Annotated in this window: 14 protein-coding genes and 2 pseudogenes; 12 read left to right on the top strand and 4 right to left on the bottom strand. The window is 56.7% G+C overall.

All coding sequences use genetic code 11. The annotated features are described in order from the left end of the window. The first annotated feature begins 154 nt into the window (after nucleotides 1-154). The 3 genes and pseudogenes from NAV32_RS13720 (at nucleotide 155) to ybaK (ending at nucleotide 4,540) form a co-directional block, all read left to right on the top strand. On the top strand, nucleotides 155-1,654 hold the full coding sequence (locus NAV32_RS13720) for a glucan biosynthesis protein G (RefSeq protein WP_256053382.1): 1,500 nt from the start codon (nucleotides 155-157) through the stop codon (nucleotides 1,652-1,654). Next, nucleotides 1,638-4,022 (top strand): annotated as a pseudogene (mdoH, locus tag NAV32_RS13725) (glucans biosynthesis glucosyltransferase MdoH); the annotation flags it as partial. The gene NAV32_RS13720 and the pseudogene mdoH, both read left to right, overlap by 17 nt. 47 nt (nucleotides 4,023-4,069) lie before the next feature. Next, entirely contained in the window at nucleotides 4,070-4,540 is a 471-nt protein-coding gene (gene ybaK, locus NAV32_RS13730) for a Cys-tRNA(Pro) deacylase (RefSeq protein WP_256053355.1), read from the top strand. A 312-nt stretch (nucleotides 4,541-4,852) separates the two neighbouring features. Here ybaK and mltF read toward each other — a convergent pair whose 3' ends face one another. After that, nucleotides 4,853-6,313 carry a membrane-bound lytic murein transglycosylase MltF gene (gene mltF / locus NAV32_RS13735; RefSeq protein WP_256053356.1) on the bottom strand — a complete coding sequence of 487 codons (1,461 nt, stop codon included), beginning with the start codon at nucleotides 6,311-6,313 and terminating at the stop codon, nucleotides 4,853-4,855. 158 nt (nucleotides 6,314-6,471) lie between these two features. Between mltF and NAV32_RS13740 the strand changes: the two genes are divergently transcribed. Both NAV32_RS13740 and NAV32_RS13745 read left to right on the top strand, forming a co-directional pair. Continuing rightward, nucleotides 6,472-6,771 (top strand): GIY-YIG nuclease family protein, encoded by a 300-nt coding sequence (locus NAV32_RS13740; protein WP_256053357.1) that lies wholly within the window; start codon nucleotides 6,472-6,474, stop codon nucleotides 6,769-6,771. 59 nt (nucleotides 6,772-6,830) lie between these two features. Then, nucleotides 6,831-7,769 carry a glutathione S-transferase family protein gene (locus NAV32_RS13745; protein WP_256053358.1) on the top strand — a complete coding sequence of 313 codons (939 nt, stop codon included), beginning with the start codon at nucleotides 6,831-6,833 and terminating at the stop codon, nucleotides 7,767-7,769. A 55-nt stretch (nucleotides 7,770-7,824) separates the two neighbouring features. Here NAV32_RS13745 and NAV32_RS13750 read toward each other — a convergent pair whose 3' ends face one another. Then, nucleotides 7,825-8,622, bottom strand: a complete 798-nt coding sequence (locus NAV32_RS13750) for an undecaprenyl-diphosphate phosphatase (RefSeq protein WP_256053359.1) — start codon at nucleotides 8,620-8,622, stop codon at nucleotides 7,825-7,827. 184 nt (nucleotides 8,623-8,806) lie between these two features. Beyond that, a complete protein-coding gene (gene yejK / locus NAV32_RS13755) occupies nucleotides 8,807-9,814 on the bottom strand; it encodes a nucleoid-associated protein YejK (RefSeq protein ID WP_256053360.1) in 1,008 nt (335 codons plus the stop codon). A gap of 261 nt (nucleotides 9,815-10,075) precedes the next feature. Here yejK and NAV32_RS13760 point away from each other — a divergent pair, with 261 nt between their 5' ends. Then, complete coding sequence (locus NAV32_RS13760; protein ID WP_256053361.1) at nucleotides 10,076-10,936, top strand: sensor domain-containing diguanylate cyclase; 861 nt, start codon at nucleotides 10,076-10,078, stop codon at nucleotides 10,934-10,936. Nucleotides 10,937-10,992: 56 nt separating this feature from the next. Here the strand turns inward: NAV32_RS13760 and NAV32_RS13765 are convergent. After that, a pseudogene (locus NAV32_RS13765) lies at nucleotides 10,993-11,279 on the bottom strand (nucleoid-associated protein); the annotation flags it as partial. Nucleotides 11,280-11,849: 570 nt separating this feature from the next. Here NAV32_RS13765 and NAV32_RS13770 point away from each other — a divergent pair. From NAV32_RS13770 to NAV32_RS13795, 6 genes are all read left to right on the top strand, one after another. Continuing rightward, entirely contained in the window at nucleotides 11,850-12,125 is a 276-nt protein-coding gene (locus tag NAV32_RS13770; protein WP_256053362.1) for a hypothetical protein, read from the top strand. A gap of 83 nt (nucleotides 12,126-12,208) precedes the next feature. Beyond that, the gene (locus tag NAV32_RS13775) at nucleotides 12,209-12,703 is read left to right on the top strand and encodes a hypothetical protein (protein ID WP_256053363.1); all 495 of its coding nucleotides are present in this window, start codon (nucleotides 12,209-12,211) and stop codon (nucleotides 12,701-12,703) included. Nucleotides 12,704-12,805: 102 nt separating this feature from the next. Beyond that, nucleotides 12,806-13,492, top strand: coding sequence for a hypothetical protein (locus NAV32_RS13780; protein ID WP_256053364.1), 687 nt, complete (start codon nucleotides 12,806-12,808; stop codon nucleotides 13,490-13,492). A 347-nt stretch (nucleotides 13,493-13,839) separates the two neighbouring features. Then, nucleotides 13,840-14,253, top strand: coding sequence for a hypothetical protein (locus NAV32_RS13785; RefSeq protein ID WP_256053365.1), 414 nt, complete (start codon nucleotides 13,840-13,842; stop codon nucleotides 14,251-14,253). A 187-nt stretch (nucleotides 14,254-14,440) separates the two neighbouring features. Beyond that, nucleotides 14,441-14,713, top strand: a complete 273-nt coding sequence (locus tag NAV32_RS13790; protein WP_256053366.1) for a CopG family ribbon-helix-helix protein — start codon at nucleotides 14,441-14,443, stop codon at nucleotides 14,711-14,713. After that, the gene (locus NAV32_RS13795) at nucleotides 14,710-15,000 is read left to right on the top strand and encodes a type II toxin-antitoxin system RelE/ParE family toxin (RefSeq protein WP_256053367.1); all 291 of its coding nucleotides are present in this window, start codon (nucleotides 14,710-14,712) and stop codon (nucleotides 14,998-15,000) included. Before NAV32_RS13790 ends, NAV32_RS13795 begins: the two co-directional genes overlap by 4 nt. The last annotated feature ends 278 nt before the right edge of the window (nucleotides 15,001-15,278 follow it).

The following is a 15,278-nucleotide window of genomic DNA, read 5'->3' on the forward strand; positions in this document are numbered from 1 at the left end:
AATCATTTGTGCGGGTAGTAGACCAAGGAACGCAAGCAGGCACAGGCCTGTGCGCAATTCGTACTGTTCAGGAGGCACCGTGTTTACCACTTTGAATCAAGGATCGAGCGCTCGCGCCAGAAGCTGGGTGCTGGGCAATCTTCTGGGCCTGTGCATGGCATTCGTTGCTGGCAGCAGTTGGGCGTTCAGTCTGGACGATGTCGCCAGCAAGGCCGAGAAACTGGCCGCTTCTCCCTATGTTCAGCCGCAGAGCAATCTGCCGTCGGTCTTTCGCCAGATGGCTTTTGCCGATTACCAGCAGCTGCGCTTTCGTGAAGACAAAGGCTACTGGCGCGACGCCGAAACGCCGTTCGAGCTGCGTTTCTATCATCAGGGTATGCATTTCGACGTTCCGGTGAAGATCAACGAAGTCACCGCCACCCGTGTTCGCGAAATCCGCTATGACCCCGAGCTGTTCGAGTTCGGCAATGTCGACATCAATCCGGCTGCGCTGAAGGATCTGGGCTTCGCCGGTTTCAAGGTGCTCTATCCGCTGAATAAAAAGGACAAGCAGGACGAGCTGATCACTCTGCTCGGCGCCAGCTACTTTCGTGTGGTCGGCAAGGACCAGGTGTATGGCCTCTCCGCCCGTGGGCTGGCGATCGACACGGCACTGCCGAGCGGCGAAGAGTTCCCGCGTTTCACCGAGTTCTGGGTCGAGCGGCCACAGGCTGATCGTGGCAGTTTGCTGATCTACGCCTTGCTGGATTCACCGCGTGCTACCGGCGCCTACCGCATGGAAATCACCCCGGGCAAGGACAGTGTCGTGGAGGTGAAGGCCCGTGTCTTCCTGCGCGAACCGGTGGAGAAGCTCGGTATCGCACCGCTTACCAGCATGTATCTGTTCGGCGCCAATCAGCCGAGCGAGCAGCTCAATTACCGTCCGCAGTTGCACGATTCCGAGGGGCTGGCGATACATGCCGGTAACGGCGAATGGATCTGGCGTCCGCTGAACAACCCCAAGCGGTTGGCCGTCAGCAGCTACAGCGTGGAGAACCCCAAGGGCTTCGGCCTGCTGCAGCGCACTCGCGATTTTGCACGTTACGAGGATCTGGACGACCGTTACGAGTTGCGTCCCAGCGGCTGGATCGAGCCGGTTGGTGACTGGGGCAAGGGTCGTGTGGAGCTGATCGAGATTCCGACGCCGGATGAAACCAACGACAACATCGTCGCCTTCTGGGTGCCGGAAAAGGTGCCGGCAGCAGGCGAATCGCTGGCATTTGAATACCGTCTGCACTTCAGCATGGACGAACCGGCACTGCACGACCCCGCGCTTGCCTGGGTTGAGCAGACGCGCCTGTCGACTGGCGATGTGAAGCAGTCCAACCTGATTCGCCAGCCCGATGGCAGCACAGCGCTGATCGTCGATTTCGTCGGGCCGAACCTGGCCAAACTGCCGGCGGATGCGCCAGTCAGCACGCAGGTGAGTGTCGATGACAACGTCGAGCTGGTGGAAAACAACCTGCGCCATAACCCGGTCAGCAAGGGCTGGCGACTGACCTTGCGGCTGCGGGTCAAGGACCCTGAGCGCCCGGTGGAGTTGCGCGCTGCGCTGGTGGATGGCGAGGCTACGCTGTCCGAAACCTGGAGCTATCAGATTCCCGTCCATGACTGAACACGCGCAAAAAGTGCCCGCTCGGGACTATATCGCCGAGCTTTCCCAGGATGCCGAGCAGCGCGGGGTGCTGGTTCAGGATCACCAGGGTCGCACCTGCATCCAGTCCACACCGCCCATCGTGCGTACCCGCATGGTGCCCGAGCCCTGGCACACCAGCGTGCTGCAGTTGAGCTGGTGGCGTTTGCTGTTCAAGAAGAACCGCACGGTGGAACAACCCCGTTTGCCGGCGTCTATCGATGGTTCCGCCTGGCGCAAGGTCGCGCATTACCGGCGCGCGGCACTGCTGATCCTGATGCTGGTGCAGACCGTCATCGCCACCTGGCACATGAAGGATGTGCTGCCCTACCAGGGCTGGGCGCTGGTGGACCTTCAAGAGGTTTTCCGGCAACCCTTGCAGGAGTCGGCACGGCAGATCCTGCCGTATGTGGTGCAGACCAGCATCCTGTTGCTGTTCGCATTGCTGTTCTGTTGGGTATCGGTGGGGTTCTGGACGGCGCTGATGGGCTTCTTCCAGCTGCTCAAGGGGCGCGACCGCTACAACATTTCAGCCACTACAACGGGCAATGAGCCAATCGCGGCCGAGGCACGCACGGCCCTGGTGATGCCCATCGCCAACGAGGACGTGCCCAGGGTGTTCGCCGGACTGCGGGCGACCTACGAATCGTTGCTGGCCACCGGGGAGATCGAACACTTCGATATCTTTGTGCTCAGCGACAGCAACGATCCCGACACCTGCGTGGCTGAGCAGAAAGCCTGGCTGGAGCTGTGTCGCGAGGTTGATGGCTTCGGCCATATCTACTACCGCCGCCGTCGGCGCCGGGTAAAGCGCAAGAGCGGCAATATCGACGACTTCTGCCGGCGCTGGGGCAGCAGCTATCGCTACATGGTGGTGCTGGATGCCGACAGCGTGATGAGCGGTGAATGCCTGACATCGCTGGTGCGGCTGATGGAGGCCAATCCCGGTGCGGGCATCATCCAGACCGGGCCGAAAGCGTCCGGCATGGACACGCTCTATGCGCGGATGCAGCAGTTCGCCACCCGCGTCTACGGGCCGTTGTTCACTGCGGGCCTGAATTTCTGGCAGCTGGGCGAATCGCATTACTGGGGCCATAACGCGATTATCCGGGTCAAACCCTTTATCGAGCATTGCGCACTGGCGCCGTTGCCGGGCAAGGGTTCGTTTGCTGGCGATATCCTTTCCCACGATTTCGTCGAAGCAGCCCTGATGCGTCGCGCCGGCTGGGGCGTGTGGATCGCCTATGACTTGCCGGGCAGCTACGAAGAGCTGCCGCCGAACCTGCTCGACGAGCTCAAGCGCGACCGCCGCTGGTGCCACGGCAACCTGATGAATTTCCGCCTGTTCCTGGTCAAGGGCATGCACACCGTGCACCGCTTTGTGTTCCTGACCGGGGTGATGTCTTACCTGTCAGCGCCGTTGTGGTTCACCTTCCTGGCGCTGTCCACCGGGCTGCTGGCGATTCATACGCTGATGGTTCCGGAGTATTTCCTGCAGCCCAACCAGCTGTATCCGCTGTGGCCGCAGTGGCATCCGCAGGAGGCGATCGCGCTGTTCTCCGCGACGCTGACGCTGCTGTTTCTGCCCAAGCTGCTCAGCGTGCTGCTGATCCTGATTCAGGGCGCGAAGGAGTACGGCGGCGGGGTACGGCTGGTGTTGTCGATGATTCTGGAGACGCTGTTCTCGATGCTGTTGGCGCCGGTGCGCATGCTGTTTCACACGGTGTTCGTCACTGCAGCGTTCCTTGGCTGGTCGGTGCAATGGAAGTCGCCGCAACGTGCCGACAACGCCACGCCCTGGGGCGAGGCCCTGCGCCGCCACGGTTCGCAGATGCTGCTGGGCGTGCTCTGGACGGCACTGGTGGCCTGGCTCGATCCGGCCTTTCTCTGGTGGTTGGCGCCTATCGTGGTGTCGCTGATCCTCTCGGCACCGGTCTCGGTCCTGACCAGTCGCACCGGCCCCGGTCTGGCGGCATTCCGGCGCAAGCTGTTCCTGATTCCCGAGGAATACGACCCGCCCGCCGAGCTGGCCGCCACGGATCGTTACAACCAGCAGAACCGGGCCAACGCACTGCACAACGGCTTTCTTGCCGCCACGGTGGACCCGCTCTACAACGCCATGGTCTGCGCCATGGGGCGGGCGCGGCATGCCAAAGTGGTGCCGGCAGCCGAAGTGTTGCGCGAACAACGTCTGCAGGAAATCCTCGCCGCCGGCCCCGATGGCCCCGCCGAGGCGACCCGCTGGCGGTTGCTCAATGACCCGGACGGCATGGCACTGCTGCATCGTCAGGTTGTGCAGGATGAGCGCTATCGTGTCTGGCGCGAAGCCTATGAGGGGCAGCCCTCCTGAGGGCTGCCTGTTAATATCCGGCTCTTCAATTTTCGCGTTGTTCCGATATGACACCTGCCATCGATCTGCTGAAAAAGGCCAAGGCTGACTTTCGTGTCCATGCTTATGAGCATGACCCTAAGTCAGCGTCCTATGGGCTCGAAGCCGCCGAGAAGCTCGGGCTGGACGCCGCTCGGGTGTTCAAGACCCTGCTGGTGTGCACCGAGAAGAGCGAACTGCTGGTCGCCGTGGTGCCGGTGGTCGGCAGTCTCGACCTGAAGGCACTGGCCCAGGCGGCCGGAGTGAAAAAGGTCGATATGGCAGACCCTGCGGCGGCCCAGCGGGCGACGGGTTATCTGCTTGGCGGAATCAGCCCGCTGGGGCAGAAGAAGCGTCTGAGAACCTTTATCGACAGCTCCGCGCAGGCTTTGCCGAGTGTCTACGTCAGCGCCGGGCGGCGTGGTCTGGAAGTAGAGCTGACGGCGCAGGTACTGGTCGAGCAGACCAATGCCGAATTTGCTGCCATCGCACGTCCATAAGGGCGTCAGGGCTGCCTTGCTTGGCTCGTGTCCGGCCCGAGCGTTGAGCCTGAGGCGCGGTGGGAGCGGACTTGTCCGCGAGCTTTGCTCTGCTGTCCGGCGCGAGGCCACCGGCAAAAGCTCGCGGGCAAGCCCGCTCCTACAAAAAAGCGCGCGTGTTGTGCCAAGTGCTATAGGTTGGATTAGCCGAAAGCGTAATCCGGCATTCTGAGGGTGGGGTATGTGCCGTAGGGCCGAACGTGTTCGGTCTATACAACCACTCTTGGCCGAATAAACTCGGCCTTAGGGTAAAGCAGGGTTAAACGGGCCGCATTAAAGCGGCGGCAGGTTTTCGCCAAGATCGGTGGTGTTGATTCCCGGGGTGTGCATCTCGCTTTGCACCAGTTGCTGGCCTTCCAGTTGCGGCTGAGTGACCCAGGTGAGGATGTCGTAATAGCGACGGATGTTGGCCACGAAATGTACGGGTTCGCCGCCGCGGGCATAACCGTAGCGGGTCTTGCTGTACCACTGTTTCTGCGACAGGCGCGGCAGAATCTGCTTCACGTCCAGCCACTTGTTCGGGTCCAGTCCTTCGGCTTCCGCCAGCTTGCGCGCATCCTCCAGATGGCCGCCGCCGACGTTGTAGGCCGCGAGGGCGAACCAGGTGCGATCCGGTTCCAGGATGCTTTCGGGCAAATTGGCATGCACCAGTGCAATGTACTTGCCGCCGCCCTGGATACTCTGCGCCGGGTCGACCCGGTTGGTGACGCCCATGGCCTTGGCAGTGTTCAGCGTCAGCATCATCAGGCCGCGCACGCCGGTTTTAGAGACGGCATCGGGTTGCCAGTGGGATTCCTGATAGCCGATTGCAGCCAGCAGACGCCAGTCCACACCATGGACCTTGGCTGTTTCGCGGAAGATCTTTTCGTAACGTGGCAGGCGTTCCTGCAGGTGCTTGGCAAAGGCATAGGCGCCGACGTAGCCGAGTACATCGACATGCCCGTAGTAACGTTCACGCAGACGCTGCAGGGTGCCGTTTTCCCTGGCCTCGATGAGAAAGGCATTGGCGGCGTCGAGCAGGCTGTTGTCTTCGCCCTTGCCGAGAATCCAGGCCAGGCTGTTCTGCTCGCCCAGATCGAAGGCCACCCGCGCGTTGGTGAAATACACCTGGTTGAGCGCCAGCTCGTTTGATTCCACCAGCGTCAGGTCAATCTGCCCCTCATCGACCATGCGTAGCAGGTCGACCACTTCCACCGCGTCGGATTCCTCATAGCGCAGGTCCGGCAGTTCGTCCTGCAGCGCCTTGAGCTTCTCGGCCTGGCTGCTGCCCTTGAGCACCAGAATGCGCTTGCCGACCATGTCCTGCGGTTGGGTCGGGCGGCGCTGGTCCCGGCGATAGACCACCTGGGTCGTCACATCCAGATAGGAGTCGGTGAAGCGTGCGAGATCCTGACGACCCTCGCTGGCAACCAGCCCGGCAGCAGCCAGCGCCGGACCGCCGGGACGGTTGATGCGGGTAAAAATCTCTTCGATATTTTCTGCCGTCTCGATCTGCAATTCGACGCCAAGATGGCTGGCGAAGCGCTTGACCAGCTCGTATTCGAAGCCGGCTTCGCCGTTACGGTCCTGGAAATAAGTGGAGGGGCTGTTGCGAGTGATCACGCGCAGTACGCCTTCCTCCTTGATCCGCTCGACTGCGCTGGGGGGTTCAGCACAGCTGGTGAGCATCAGGAGGAGTCCGGTCGCCAGCAACCAGTTGGTGCAGCGCTTGCGGAGTTGGGTTTGGGCAAACATCGGCGCAGTATACGCAAAGGCGAACCGCCACCATATATGGACATGATTGACGAACTTTGTTATCAGGCCTCTGGAAAAGATCGCCTCCCCTCGGTCGTCGCGTTCCATCCTGCCTGCAGCGCCCCTGACGTCCGCGGCCTTTGTCAGCGAGATCCCGCATGAGCGACACCCTTGCAAAACCCTGGTTCGTCTATTTGGTACGGGCAGCCAATGGGTCGCTGTACTGCGGCATCAGCGACGATGCCAATCGACGCTTCGCCGCTCATCGGAACGGTCGAGGCGCGCGCTTCTTTCATACCAGCCCGGCGGTGGCGTTGGAGTATGTCGAAGCCTGCGCGAGCAAGGGCGATGCGCTGCGACGTGAGCGCGCAATCAAGCAACTGAAAAAGCCGGCCAAGGAAGCGCTGATCGCTGCACAGCAGCCCGGTGAATATGCAGGCAATCAGCTGAACGGGTAGGCCGCATGATGCTGGCCGAGTAAGCTGCCGTTCTACTCTAAGAATCGGCGGAGCCTGCCATGCACGACCTGATCCTGCACCATTATCCCACCTCACCCTTTGCCGAAAAGGCGCGGTTGCTGCTGGGCTTCAAGCAGCTCTCCTGGCGCTCGGTGACCATCCCTCCGGTAATGCCCAAGCCCGATCTTACGGCCCTTACCGGCGGCTATCGACGCACGCCGGTGCTGCAGATCGGGGCAGACATCTATTGCGACACGGCACTGATGGCACGTCGCCTGGAAGCGGAAAAAACCACGCCGGCGCTGTTTCCCGAAGGCCGTGAATTTGTGGCTGCCACCCTGGCGCAGTGGGCCGATTCGGTTCTGTTCCTGCACGCGGTGAGCCTGGTGTTCCAGCCAGAATCCATGGCCCTGCGCTTTGCTCAGGCGCCCAAGGAGTTTGTCCAGGTGTTCAGCAAGGACCGCGCTCAGCTGTTCAGCAGCGGTTCGGTTGCAGCCATCCCACTTGAACAGGCCAGGAGCCACTGGCCGGTGCTGATGGCGCGGCTGCAGCAGCAACTGGCGCGCGAGGACGAAGAGTTTTTGCTTGGCGGCACGCCCTGCATTGCGGATTTTGCCGTCGCCCATTGTCTGTGGTTCCTCAAGGCAACGCCGGTTACCGCGCCGTTGGTGGAGGCGTATCCGGAGGTGGCTGCCTGGCTGGGCAAGGTGCTGGGTGTCGGGCACGGCTCACATAGCGAGCTGTCCGCCGAAGATGCGCTGGCCATCGCCCGCCAAGCAACGCCTGCCGCGTTGCCGGACGAAGTGTTCGTCGAGCCGAACGGCTTCCAGGCAGGGCAGCAGGTGGCGATTTGCGCGGTGGATTACGGCACCGACCCGGTCGAGGGCGAACTGCTGTTTGCCGGTGCGGAGGAGCTGATTCTGCGTCGCGAGGATAAGCGTGCCGGCATCGTGCATGTGCACTTTCCCCGCATGGGTTATCGCATCGAGGCGCGCTGACACTTCCAGCCCGCAGAACGGCGCAACGCCGTTGGCGGGCTGTTCATGCCGCGCCTCAGAGGGCGATGAACAGCAGCGTGACACCCAGCAGCAGGCGATAGATCACAAACGGCAACATGCCCAGCGCATCGAGTGCCTTGAGGAACAGCTTGATGCAGAGGAAGGCTGCGATGAAAGACAGCGCGGCGCCGATGAAAATATCGTTCCACGGCGCGCTTTCCCCGGACTGGACCAGTTCCACTGCCTTGAGCCCACCCGCGGCGAGAATCAGCGGTATCGACAGCAGAAACGAGAAGCGTGCTGCGCTCTGCCGGGTAAACCCGAGCAACAGTGCGGCAGTCATGGTGATACCCGAACGGGACGTGCCCGGAATCAGCGCCAGCGCCTGGGCGAAACCGATAATCAGCGCGCTTTTCCAGGTCAGCTGATCCATTTCGGCAACCCGCCGGCCCTTGATATCCGCGTGCCACAGCAGCAAGCCGAAGACAATGGTGGTGACCGCGATTAACAGCATCGAACGGGTGTACTGCTCGATGAAGTCATTCAGCACCAAACCAATGATCGCCGCCGGCAGGGTGCCGATGATGATCGCCCAACCCAGGCGGCTTTCGGCGCTGACTTGCTGACGGAAGACGTGCGCCAGCCAACCTCGGGTCGTGGCAATCACTTCATGGCGGAAGCAAATCAGCACAGCGAGCAGCGTGCCCACATGCACCGCCACGTCGAACGCCTGGCCCTGGTCCGGCCAGCCGAGGACCTGGGAAGGAAGAATCAGGTGAGCCGACGAGGATATCGGGAGAAACTCGGTGATGCCCTGCACCAGGGACAGAATAATCAGGTGAAGCCAATCCATTGGGAGTCCTTACCAGAACGGGTCGTGCGGAGTTGCAGCTGCGATGAGTGAGCAGCCATGTGACTGACAAACGGGAATTTCATTCCGCGTGAGCGGATTTTGTTTCACTCGGACGGCCAGCACCAGCAGGGCCTACAGTTAACGGCGAGCGGCTGGCCGGGCGAAGTGCTGTTGTCCTGGACGCTCAGTCCTTGCGGCGCTTGAGCTGATCGGTCAGCTGGGTGGGCAGCTGGCGGATGATCAGCATGTCGCGCGCTTCGTCGTATTCGATCTTCGAGCCTAAAAGGTGCGACTCGAAACTGATCGACAGGCCCTCGGCGCGCCCCGTGAAGCGGCGAAACTGATTGAGCGTGCGCTTGTCCGCCGGAAATTCCGGCGCCATGCCGTAATCCTTGTTGCGGATGTGATCGTAGAAGGCCTTGGGCCGTTCCTCGTCGATCAGCCCTGATAGCTCTTCCAGCGACACCGGCTCGCCGATCTTCGACTGGCTGCTGGCGTAGCCCACCAGTGCGCTGGTTTTCTCCCGCGCCTTTTCCTCGGGAAGGTCCTCGCTCTCGACAAAATCACTGAACGCCTTGAGCAGGGTACGGGTTTCGCCCGGCCCGTCGACGCCTTCCTGGCAGCCGATGAAGTCACGGAAATACTCCGAGACCTTTTTGCCGTTCTTGCCCTTGATAAAGGAGATGTATTGCTTGGACTGCTTGTTGTTCTGCCACTCGGAAATATTGATCCGCGTCGCCAGATGCAACTGACCGAGGTCCAGATGCCGCGCCGCCGCCACGTCCAGCGATTCGGTGACGGTCACGCCCTCGCTGTGATGTAGCAGCGCGATGGCCAGGTAATCGGTCATGCCCTGCTGGTAATGGGCAAACAGCACGTGGCCGCCAGTGGAGAGGTTGGACTCCTCCATCAGCTTCTGCAGATGCTCCACCGCCTGGCGGCTGAAGGCGGTGAAATCCTGGTTGCCTTCAAGGTACTGGTTCAGCCAACCACTGAATGGGTACGCCCCCGACTCCTCGTGAAAATAACCCCAGGCCTTGCCCTGTTTGGCGTTGTAGCTCTCATTCAGATCGGCCAACAGATTCTCCATGGCCTGGGAATCACCCAGCTCGCTGTCGCGGGCATGGAGCACGGCGGGCGTGCCGTCGGGCTTTTTCTCGATCAGATGGACGATGCAGTGGCGGATGGGCATGGCAGGGATTCGCGGTGGCAGTGGGGGAGGCGGCTTAGTCTACCGATTGTTTCGCTGTGGTTCTGCAGCTTGAGGTGGGGCAAGCAAATACGCCTTCTGTATGGCGAGGCGGGGCTAGTTTTCTCGAAGGGGCTGAGGTACCTACACGTCCACAGAAGCTTGCGAGAATCGTGTTTTCTTGACAGCATCGATTCGTTGATCGGGTGATTGCTCAATGACATCGGGTTTGCCATCAAGATATGTAACTGGAATCGCAGGCCTATGTCCATTGACCTGAAAGTGCTTTATCCCAAGCTGATCAATCTGATGCTGGACACGGTTTTTCTGGTTGATAGGGACGACCGGATAGTTTTCGTGAGTAACGCCTGTGAGCAGTTGCTTGGTTACAGCGTGGAGGAACTGATCGGTACATTGATAACAGACTATGTGCACCCTGACGATCTCGAAGCCACTCGGGCCTCTATTGTCCGGGTCATGAATGCTCAGCCCCATGTTGATTACCACAACCGTTATATTCGCAAGGATGGGGGAATCGCATACATCCTGTGGTCGGCGCGATGGTCTGAGGAGCTGAATGGGCGGCTCGGTGTTGCGCGGGATGTGACGGCCCTGCGGCAGGCCGAGGAGAAATTGCGTTTCCTTGCCCATCATGATCCGCTGACACAATTGACGAACCGGTCGCTCTTCAATGACCGGCTGGAATCGGCCCTGCGATCAGCACGCCGCCATCAAGGCACACTGGCTTTGCTGTTTCTGGATATCAATAACTTCAAGGAAATCAACGATGCCTACGGCCATTCCGCGGGCGATCGCATACTTTGTGTGGTCGCGCGACGGCTGGAGGGGTGCTTGCGCGATACCGACACGGCGGCCCGTATGGGTGGCGATGAGTTCACTGTACTGTTGACGGAGATCCGCTCAGGGGCTGTTTCCAGAAAAATAGACCAGATCCTTGCGGTCATGGCTGAGCCGTTGGGCCCTGAGTTCGGCGACATACGTATGCCGTCCTGCAGCATTGGCGTTGCCTGTTATCCGGCAGATGGGGAAGATGCCGATAGCCTGCTGAGCCATGCGGATAGAGAGATGTATCGGATAAAGAAAAATCGCTTGGTCATTGGCTGACAAGCCGGCTAATCAGCGCATCTGTCTCTGAGGGAAAAGGGGCAGGTTTGTTTTCCAATCAGCTTCTGCAGATGCTCCACCGCCTGGCGGCTGAAAGTGGTGAAAATCCTGCTTACCGTCCAAATACTGGCTCAGCCAGCCACTGAGCGGATAAGCCCCCGACTCCTCATGAAAATAAACTCCAGGCCTTGCCCTGTTTGGCGTTGTAGCTCTCATTGAGATCGGCCAACAGATTCTCCATAGCCTGGGAATCACCCAGCTCGCTGTCACGGGCATGCAGCACGGCGGGCGTGCCGTCGGGCTTTTTCTCGATCAGATGGACAATGCAGTGGCGGATGGGCATGCCAGGGATTCGCGGTGGTAATGGTGAAGTGGCTTAGTCTACCGGTTGTTTCGCTGTGGTTCTGCACTGAGGAAGGTGTGGAGCAAGTCAGCCCTAACGTGTGGGCTGTTTAGGCCATGTAAAAAGAGTACTAGCGCACCGAGTGCCAGGCTTCGAGTGAGGGCGGTACACCCTGAACTCATTGCCACCAACATTGACCTGGGTCGTGGACGGACCTGATGGATGACCTAACGTATGGTGGCGAAGCAATGGCAAATCCAGTACCAATAGTATTTTCGGTACGGATGCTTTAGTGGTGCGAACGCATCACTGCCCAGGCCTGCTCCCGCAGGCGGGGCTTGGAGGCTGAACTATCCATATATATCTCCTTTTCTGTGTTTTTATACAGTGGTAATGCTTGGGCAAATGCGGAGGTCAAGCGAATACTGGGAAGCCTCAGAGGCTATAAGACAAGATATTGATTGGCTTGGGTTTTTATCCGGGGGCGGAAAACTGATGCGGAGTTATACGGCGTTCTCTGCTTTCGGATTAACCTAGAACGCCGTCTAATCACTGTTAGAGGCCCGAGTTATGCAGGTGCCAGAATCACTAATAGCTCTACTGGAATCGACAATATCTCGTGATTCTGACCTTGCGTCATGCATAGTTGAGTTTGAAACCATTTACTGGCAATTGAGTGATCAAGAAACGGCTCAAGAAACTCCAGCTTGGAAAGCCATTAACAATTTTACGGAGCAGTTGGAATACTTTGAGCCGGGCGCAGACGGTCAACCTGCGCTTTATGGAGAGCGTGGCTTGCTTCAGCGCATTGAAAATGTTCTGAACGTGGTGCGTGCCTCTAACTAGTGGTTCAAATCGTTCGCTTCGCTCACTGGGACCGGCTAAAGCCGGCCCCTTAACCAAACGTTATGTTTCAAGGAGCCGTACCTTTGGAAAACCTGACAATCACCATAGGGATCATTGGCGGACTAGCATCAATAATAAGTTATCTCATGCAAGTAGCCGGCGTTAAATCAAAATTCATACATGTATCCTATGCACTTATCCTTGTCTTTATCACATCGTTCTTCATCTATGACTCAGCCTCTGTAGAGGCTAAAAATGAACTATTGGAGTCTCAAGTAGCAGAGTTGAAAAGCATTGAATATCAAGCTGCCAAAATTCTCAAAAAATCTTCCAGAGGAAACGATGGCGAGAGAAGAGGCTTCATGCTAGCCAGCTTAGCTATGTTAGAGAAATTCAAAGAAGAACAGCCAGACACATATTCAATGGCCAAAGAATTTGCCATTTCTAGCGGCGTTCTCATTAACGAGCAAGAGGACGGCGTAAAACGCCTACATCAAGGCTGGGCTTTAACTGACGGTGCCAATGCAATGGAAGCCTTACTTAAAGGCTTAGCTGGCGGCGCTGAAAATGAAACATAACAAATGTTCAAACCGTTCGCTTCGCTCACTGGGACCGGCTAAAGCCGGCCCCTTAACCAAACGTTATGTTACTACCCATTCTCTTCTTTCATCCGGACTCATATGAAAACAAATATAAAAATTAATAATGAAACTGAGTCCTTAATCGAAATTGGATCAACAATTCTTCGAAAAGCCTCAGTGGCTCGCAGCAGCTTTGAGGGGAACGACTTAGCAGAAGTATCATCCTGGGTCACCCGGCTAGGGCAACTGCTTATAAAGTTATATGGTGAAAGTAGCCAGCACTATAAGAATTTTAACAAAGCCACTTCGACTGAAAGTTTTTATGTAATCCACAGCCAATGGTATGGCCATATCTCTCAACTGCAAGGTATCGCACTAACAGTTAAACATGACATTGAAAATGACCTATTGAGTAGCATTAAGGGCTTACTCCAAGCCGAGATTTTTGCCAACTTCCTAGAAATTGGGGAGCACTTGCTTTCAGAAGGATACAAAGATGCGGCGGCGGTCACCATCGGAGCTGTCCTAGAAGATGGACTTCGTGAGCTATGCAAGAAGAATGGCATAGATACAACAAAACCTAATGGTGCCCCGCTTACAATTGAACCACTAAATGCTGAGTTAGCAAAACACGACGTATACTCAAAATTAGTGCAGAAACAAGTAACTAGCTGGGCGCATATAAGAAATAAAGCCGCACACGGTCAGTATGATGAATATGAAAAATCTCAAGTCGAAATGATGCTGCTGTTTGTTCAAAATTTTGCAGAGCACCATTTATCATAAGTCACATAACAACTGGTTCAAACCGTTCGCTTCGCTCTCTGGGACGGGCTAAAGCCCGCCCCTTAACCAAACGTTAGGGCTACCTTGTAGATCATCATCATTCAACAAAAGGAAATATTTGTGAAATTGGAGAAGGCAACAACAGGCGACATCATCCTCAGCGCAATAATCCCAGGCTGGGGAGGAATAATTGGACTAATAGCAATTGCTAAGAAAGAATTTCGGCGCGGCTTAACCATGCTTAGCATTTCCGCATTCATGATAATAATTATTGCTGCACTAAGCGCCTAAGCAGAGCGCAACTCATATCCGAACCTGCGGATATAAGCCAAAATAAGGAGTTAGGCGTGTTTGGTTTATTCAAAAGCAAGAAAAAACTCGAACAAGAAAAGCGCAGTCGGCACTTTTATGAAATCTGCATTACTGAAATACAGAACTACATTGAAAACTGCTCAGAACTGACCAGTGAAGACCTAATAAAAATTTCAGTCAATGCCAAAATAACATACGACCTGTTTCGTAACGTAAAAGAAATTCAGCCGGACGCTAGAAATCGCTTACACCCTCTAATTACAAACGGCTTGGCAGTTTTCGTCGAAATTGAACACATGGATGAGCACGCGGCCCTTAAAGAAATCCAGGCCATTACACAAAGCACAATCAATGAGCTTATTGAGCACAACACCTCAGAGCTATCACTTCCCTCTATTAATGCAGCATTCGCCATGTCGAGGCTCGTTGGATTTGATCAATGTCTTTAACCAACTTAATTAACCGATCAAATGCACAGCCCTAACAACTGGTTCAAACCGTTCGCTTCGCTCGCTGGGGCGGGCTAAAGCCCGCCCCTTAACCAAACGTTAGATGCAGCCCCACCGCGCGTCGCGCACGCTTGCCCTCATGAATACCGTGTAATACATTGCATTCAACAGTATGGAGGGCATCCCTATGAGCGTCACAACCGTCCGGCTTCAACCAGAGCTTGAAGAAAATCTTGGTGCTATGGCCGAGAAGCTTAATAGGAGTAAAAGTTGGCTTATTAATCAGGCGCTTAGAGAGTTCTTTGAGCGCCAGGAGCTTGAGCAGACCCGCTGGCAAGAAACACTGCAAGCTATGGAGTCAGTGGCGCAGGGCCGAGTCGTATCCGGCGAAGCTGTAGGTGCCTGGCTTCAAAGTTGGGGCACCGACAATGAGCTATCCCCCCCTAAGACTGGTCAATGAGACTGGTCTACTCAGAAAACGCTTTGGCAGACCTCGTTCGTCTGCGCGAATTCATAGCAGAGAAAGATCCTCTTGCTGCTGCACGCGTTGCAGCAGCGCTCCTTTCCCGCATCGAGAATCTTTGTCTATTTCCACAAATGGGCCGCGCTGTTGAGCTTGCTCCAAACCCCAAAGCTATTCGCGACGCAGTTTCTGGAAAATACATAATCCGGTATTCAGTCCACACAGAAACTGTCGTGATTCTTCATATATGGCACCACAATGAAGACCGTACACAAAGCATCTAACAACTGTATATGGGCTCTCCCCGCAAGTAGTGAGCAAGGCTTTTCTTCTGCACCTAAAAGTAAAAAATGGGTTCAGTTCAATCTGTCCATTTTTTATTTGATGCATCACATACTTCCTTGCGAATATTCTTGATTGCCAGCACTCCTTATGATTCAAGAAGTTTAGGAAAGGAGCTGCGTCGGCAAATTGTCGATTTCTCATCAATATTGAGAAAGAGCCTCACCGATAAGAAAGAAACAACAACATAAAATGCGGCTGTCGGTGTTTGACAATAGGT

It is taken from the genome of Stutzerimonas stutzeri (assembly GCF_024448695.1).
Classification (GTDB): Bacteria; Pseudomonadota; Gammaproteobacteria; order Pseudomonadales; family Pseudomonadaceae; genus Stutzerimonas; species Stutzerimonas stutzeri_T.

What these genes read in the sequence shown, in the direction of transcription:
- NAV32_RS13720 (WP_256053382.1), top strand. Translation starts at nt 155, where the DNA reads ATGGCATTCGTTGCTGGCAGCAGTTGGGCGTTCAGTCTGGACGATGTC.
- ybaK (WP_256053355.1), top strand. Translation starts at nt 4,070, where the DNA reads ATGACACCTGCCATCGATCTGCTGAAAAAGGCCAAGGCTGACTTTCGT.
- mltF (WP_256053356.1), bottom strand. Translation starts at nt 6,313, where the DNA reads ATGTTTGCCCAAACCCAACTCCGCAAGCGCTGCACCAACTGGTTGCTG.
- NAV32_RS13740 (WP_256053357.1), top strand. Translation starts at nt 6,472, where the DNA reads ATGAGCGACACCCTTGCAAAACCCTGGTTCGTCTATTTGGTACGGGCA.
- NAV32_RS13745 (WP_256053358.1), top strand. Translation starts at nt 6,831, where the DNA reads ATGCACGACCTGATCCTGCACCATTATCCCACCTCACCCTTTGCCGAA.
- NAV32_RS13750 (WP_256053359.1), bottom strand. Translation starts at nt 8,622, where the DNA reads ATGGATTGGCTTCACCTGATTATTCTGTCCCTGGTGCAGGGCATCACC.
- yejK (WP_256053360.1), bottom strand. Translation starts at nt 9,814, where the DNA reads ATGCCCATCCGCCACTGCATCGTCCATCTGATCGAGAAAAAGCCCGAC.
- NAV32_RS13760 (WP_256053361.1), top strand. Translation starts at nt 10,076, where the DNA reads ATGTCCATTGACCTGAAAGTGCTTTATCCCAAGCTGATCAATCTGATG.
- NAV32_RS13770 (WP_256053362.1), top strand. Translation starts at nt 11,850, where the DNA reads ATGCAGGTGCCAGAATCACTAATAGCTCTACTGGAATCGACAATATCT.
- NAV32_RS13780 (WP_256053364.1), top strand. Translation starts at nt 12,806, where the DNA reads ATGAAAACAAATATAAAAATTAATAATGAAACTGAGTCCTTAATCGAA.
- NAV32_RS13790 (WP_256053366.1), top strand. Translation starts at nt 14,441, where the DNA reads ATGAGCGTCACAACCGTCCGGCTTCAACCAGAGCTTGAAGAAAATCTT.
- NAV32_RS13795 (WP_256053367.1), top strand. Translation starts at nt 14,710, where the DNA reads ATGAGACTGGTCTACTCAGAAAACGCTTTGGCAGACCTCGTTCGTCTG.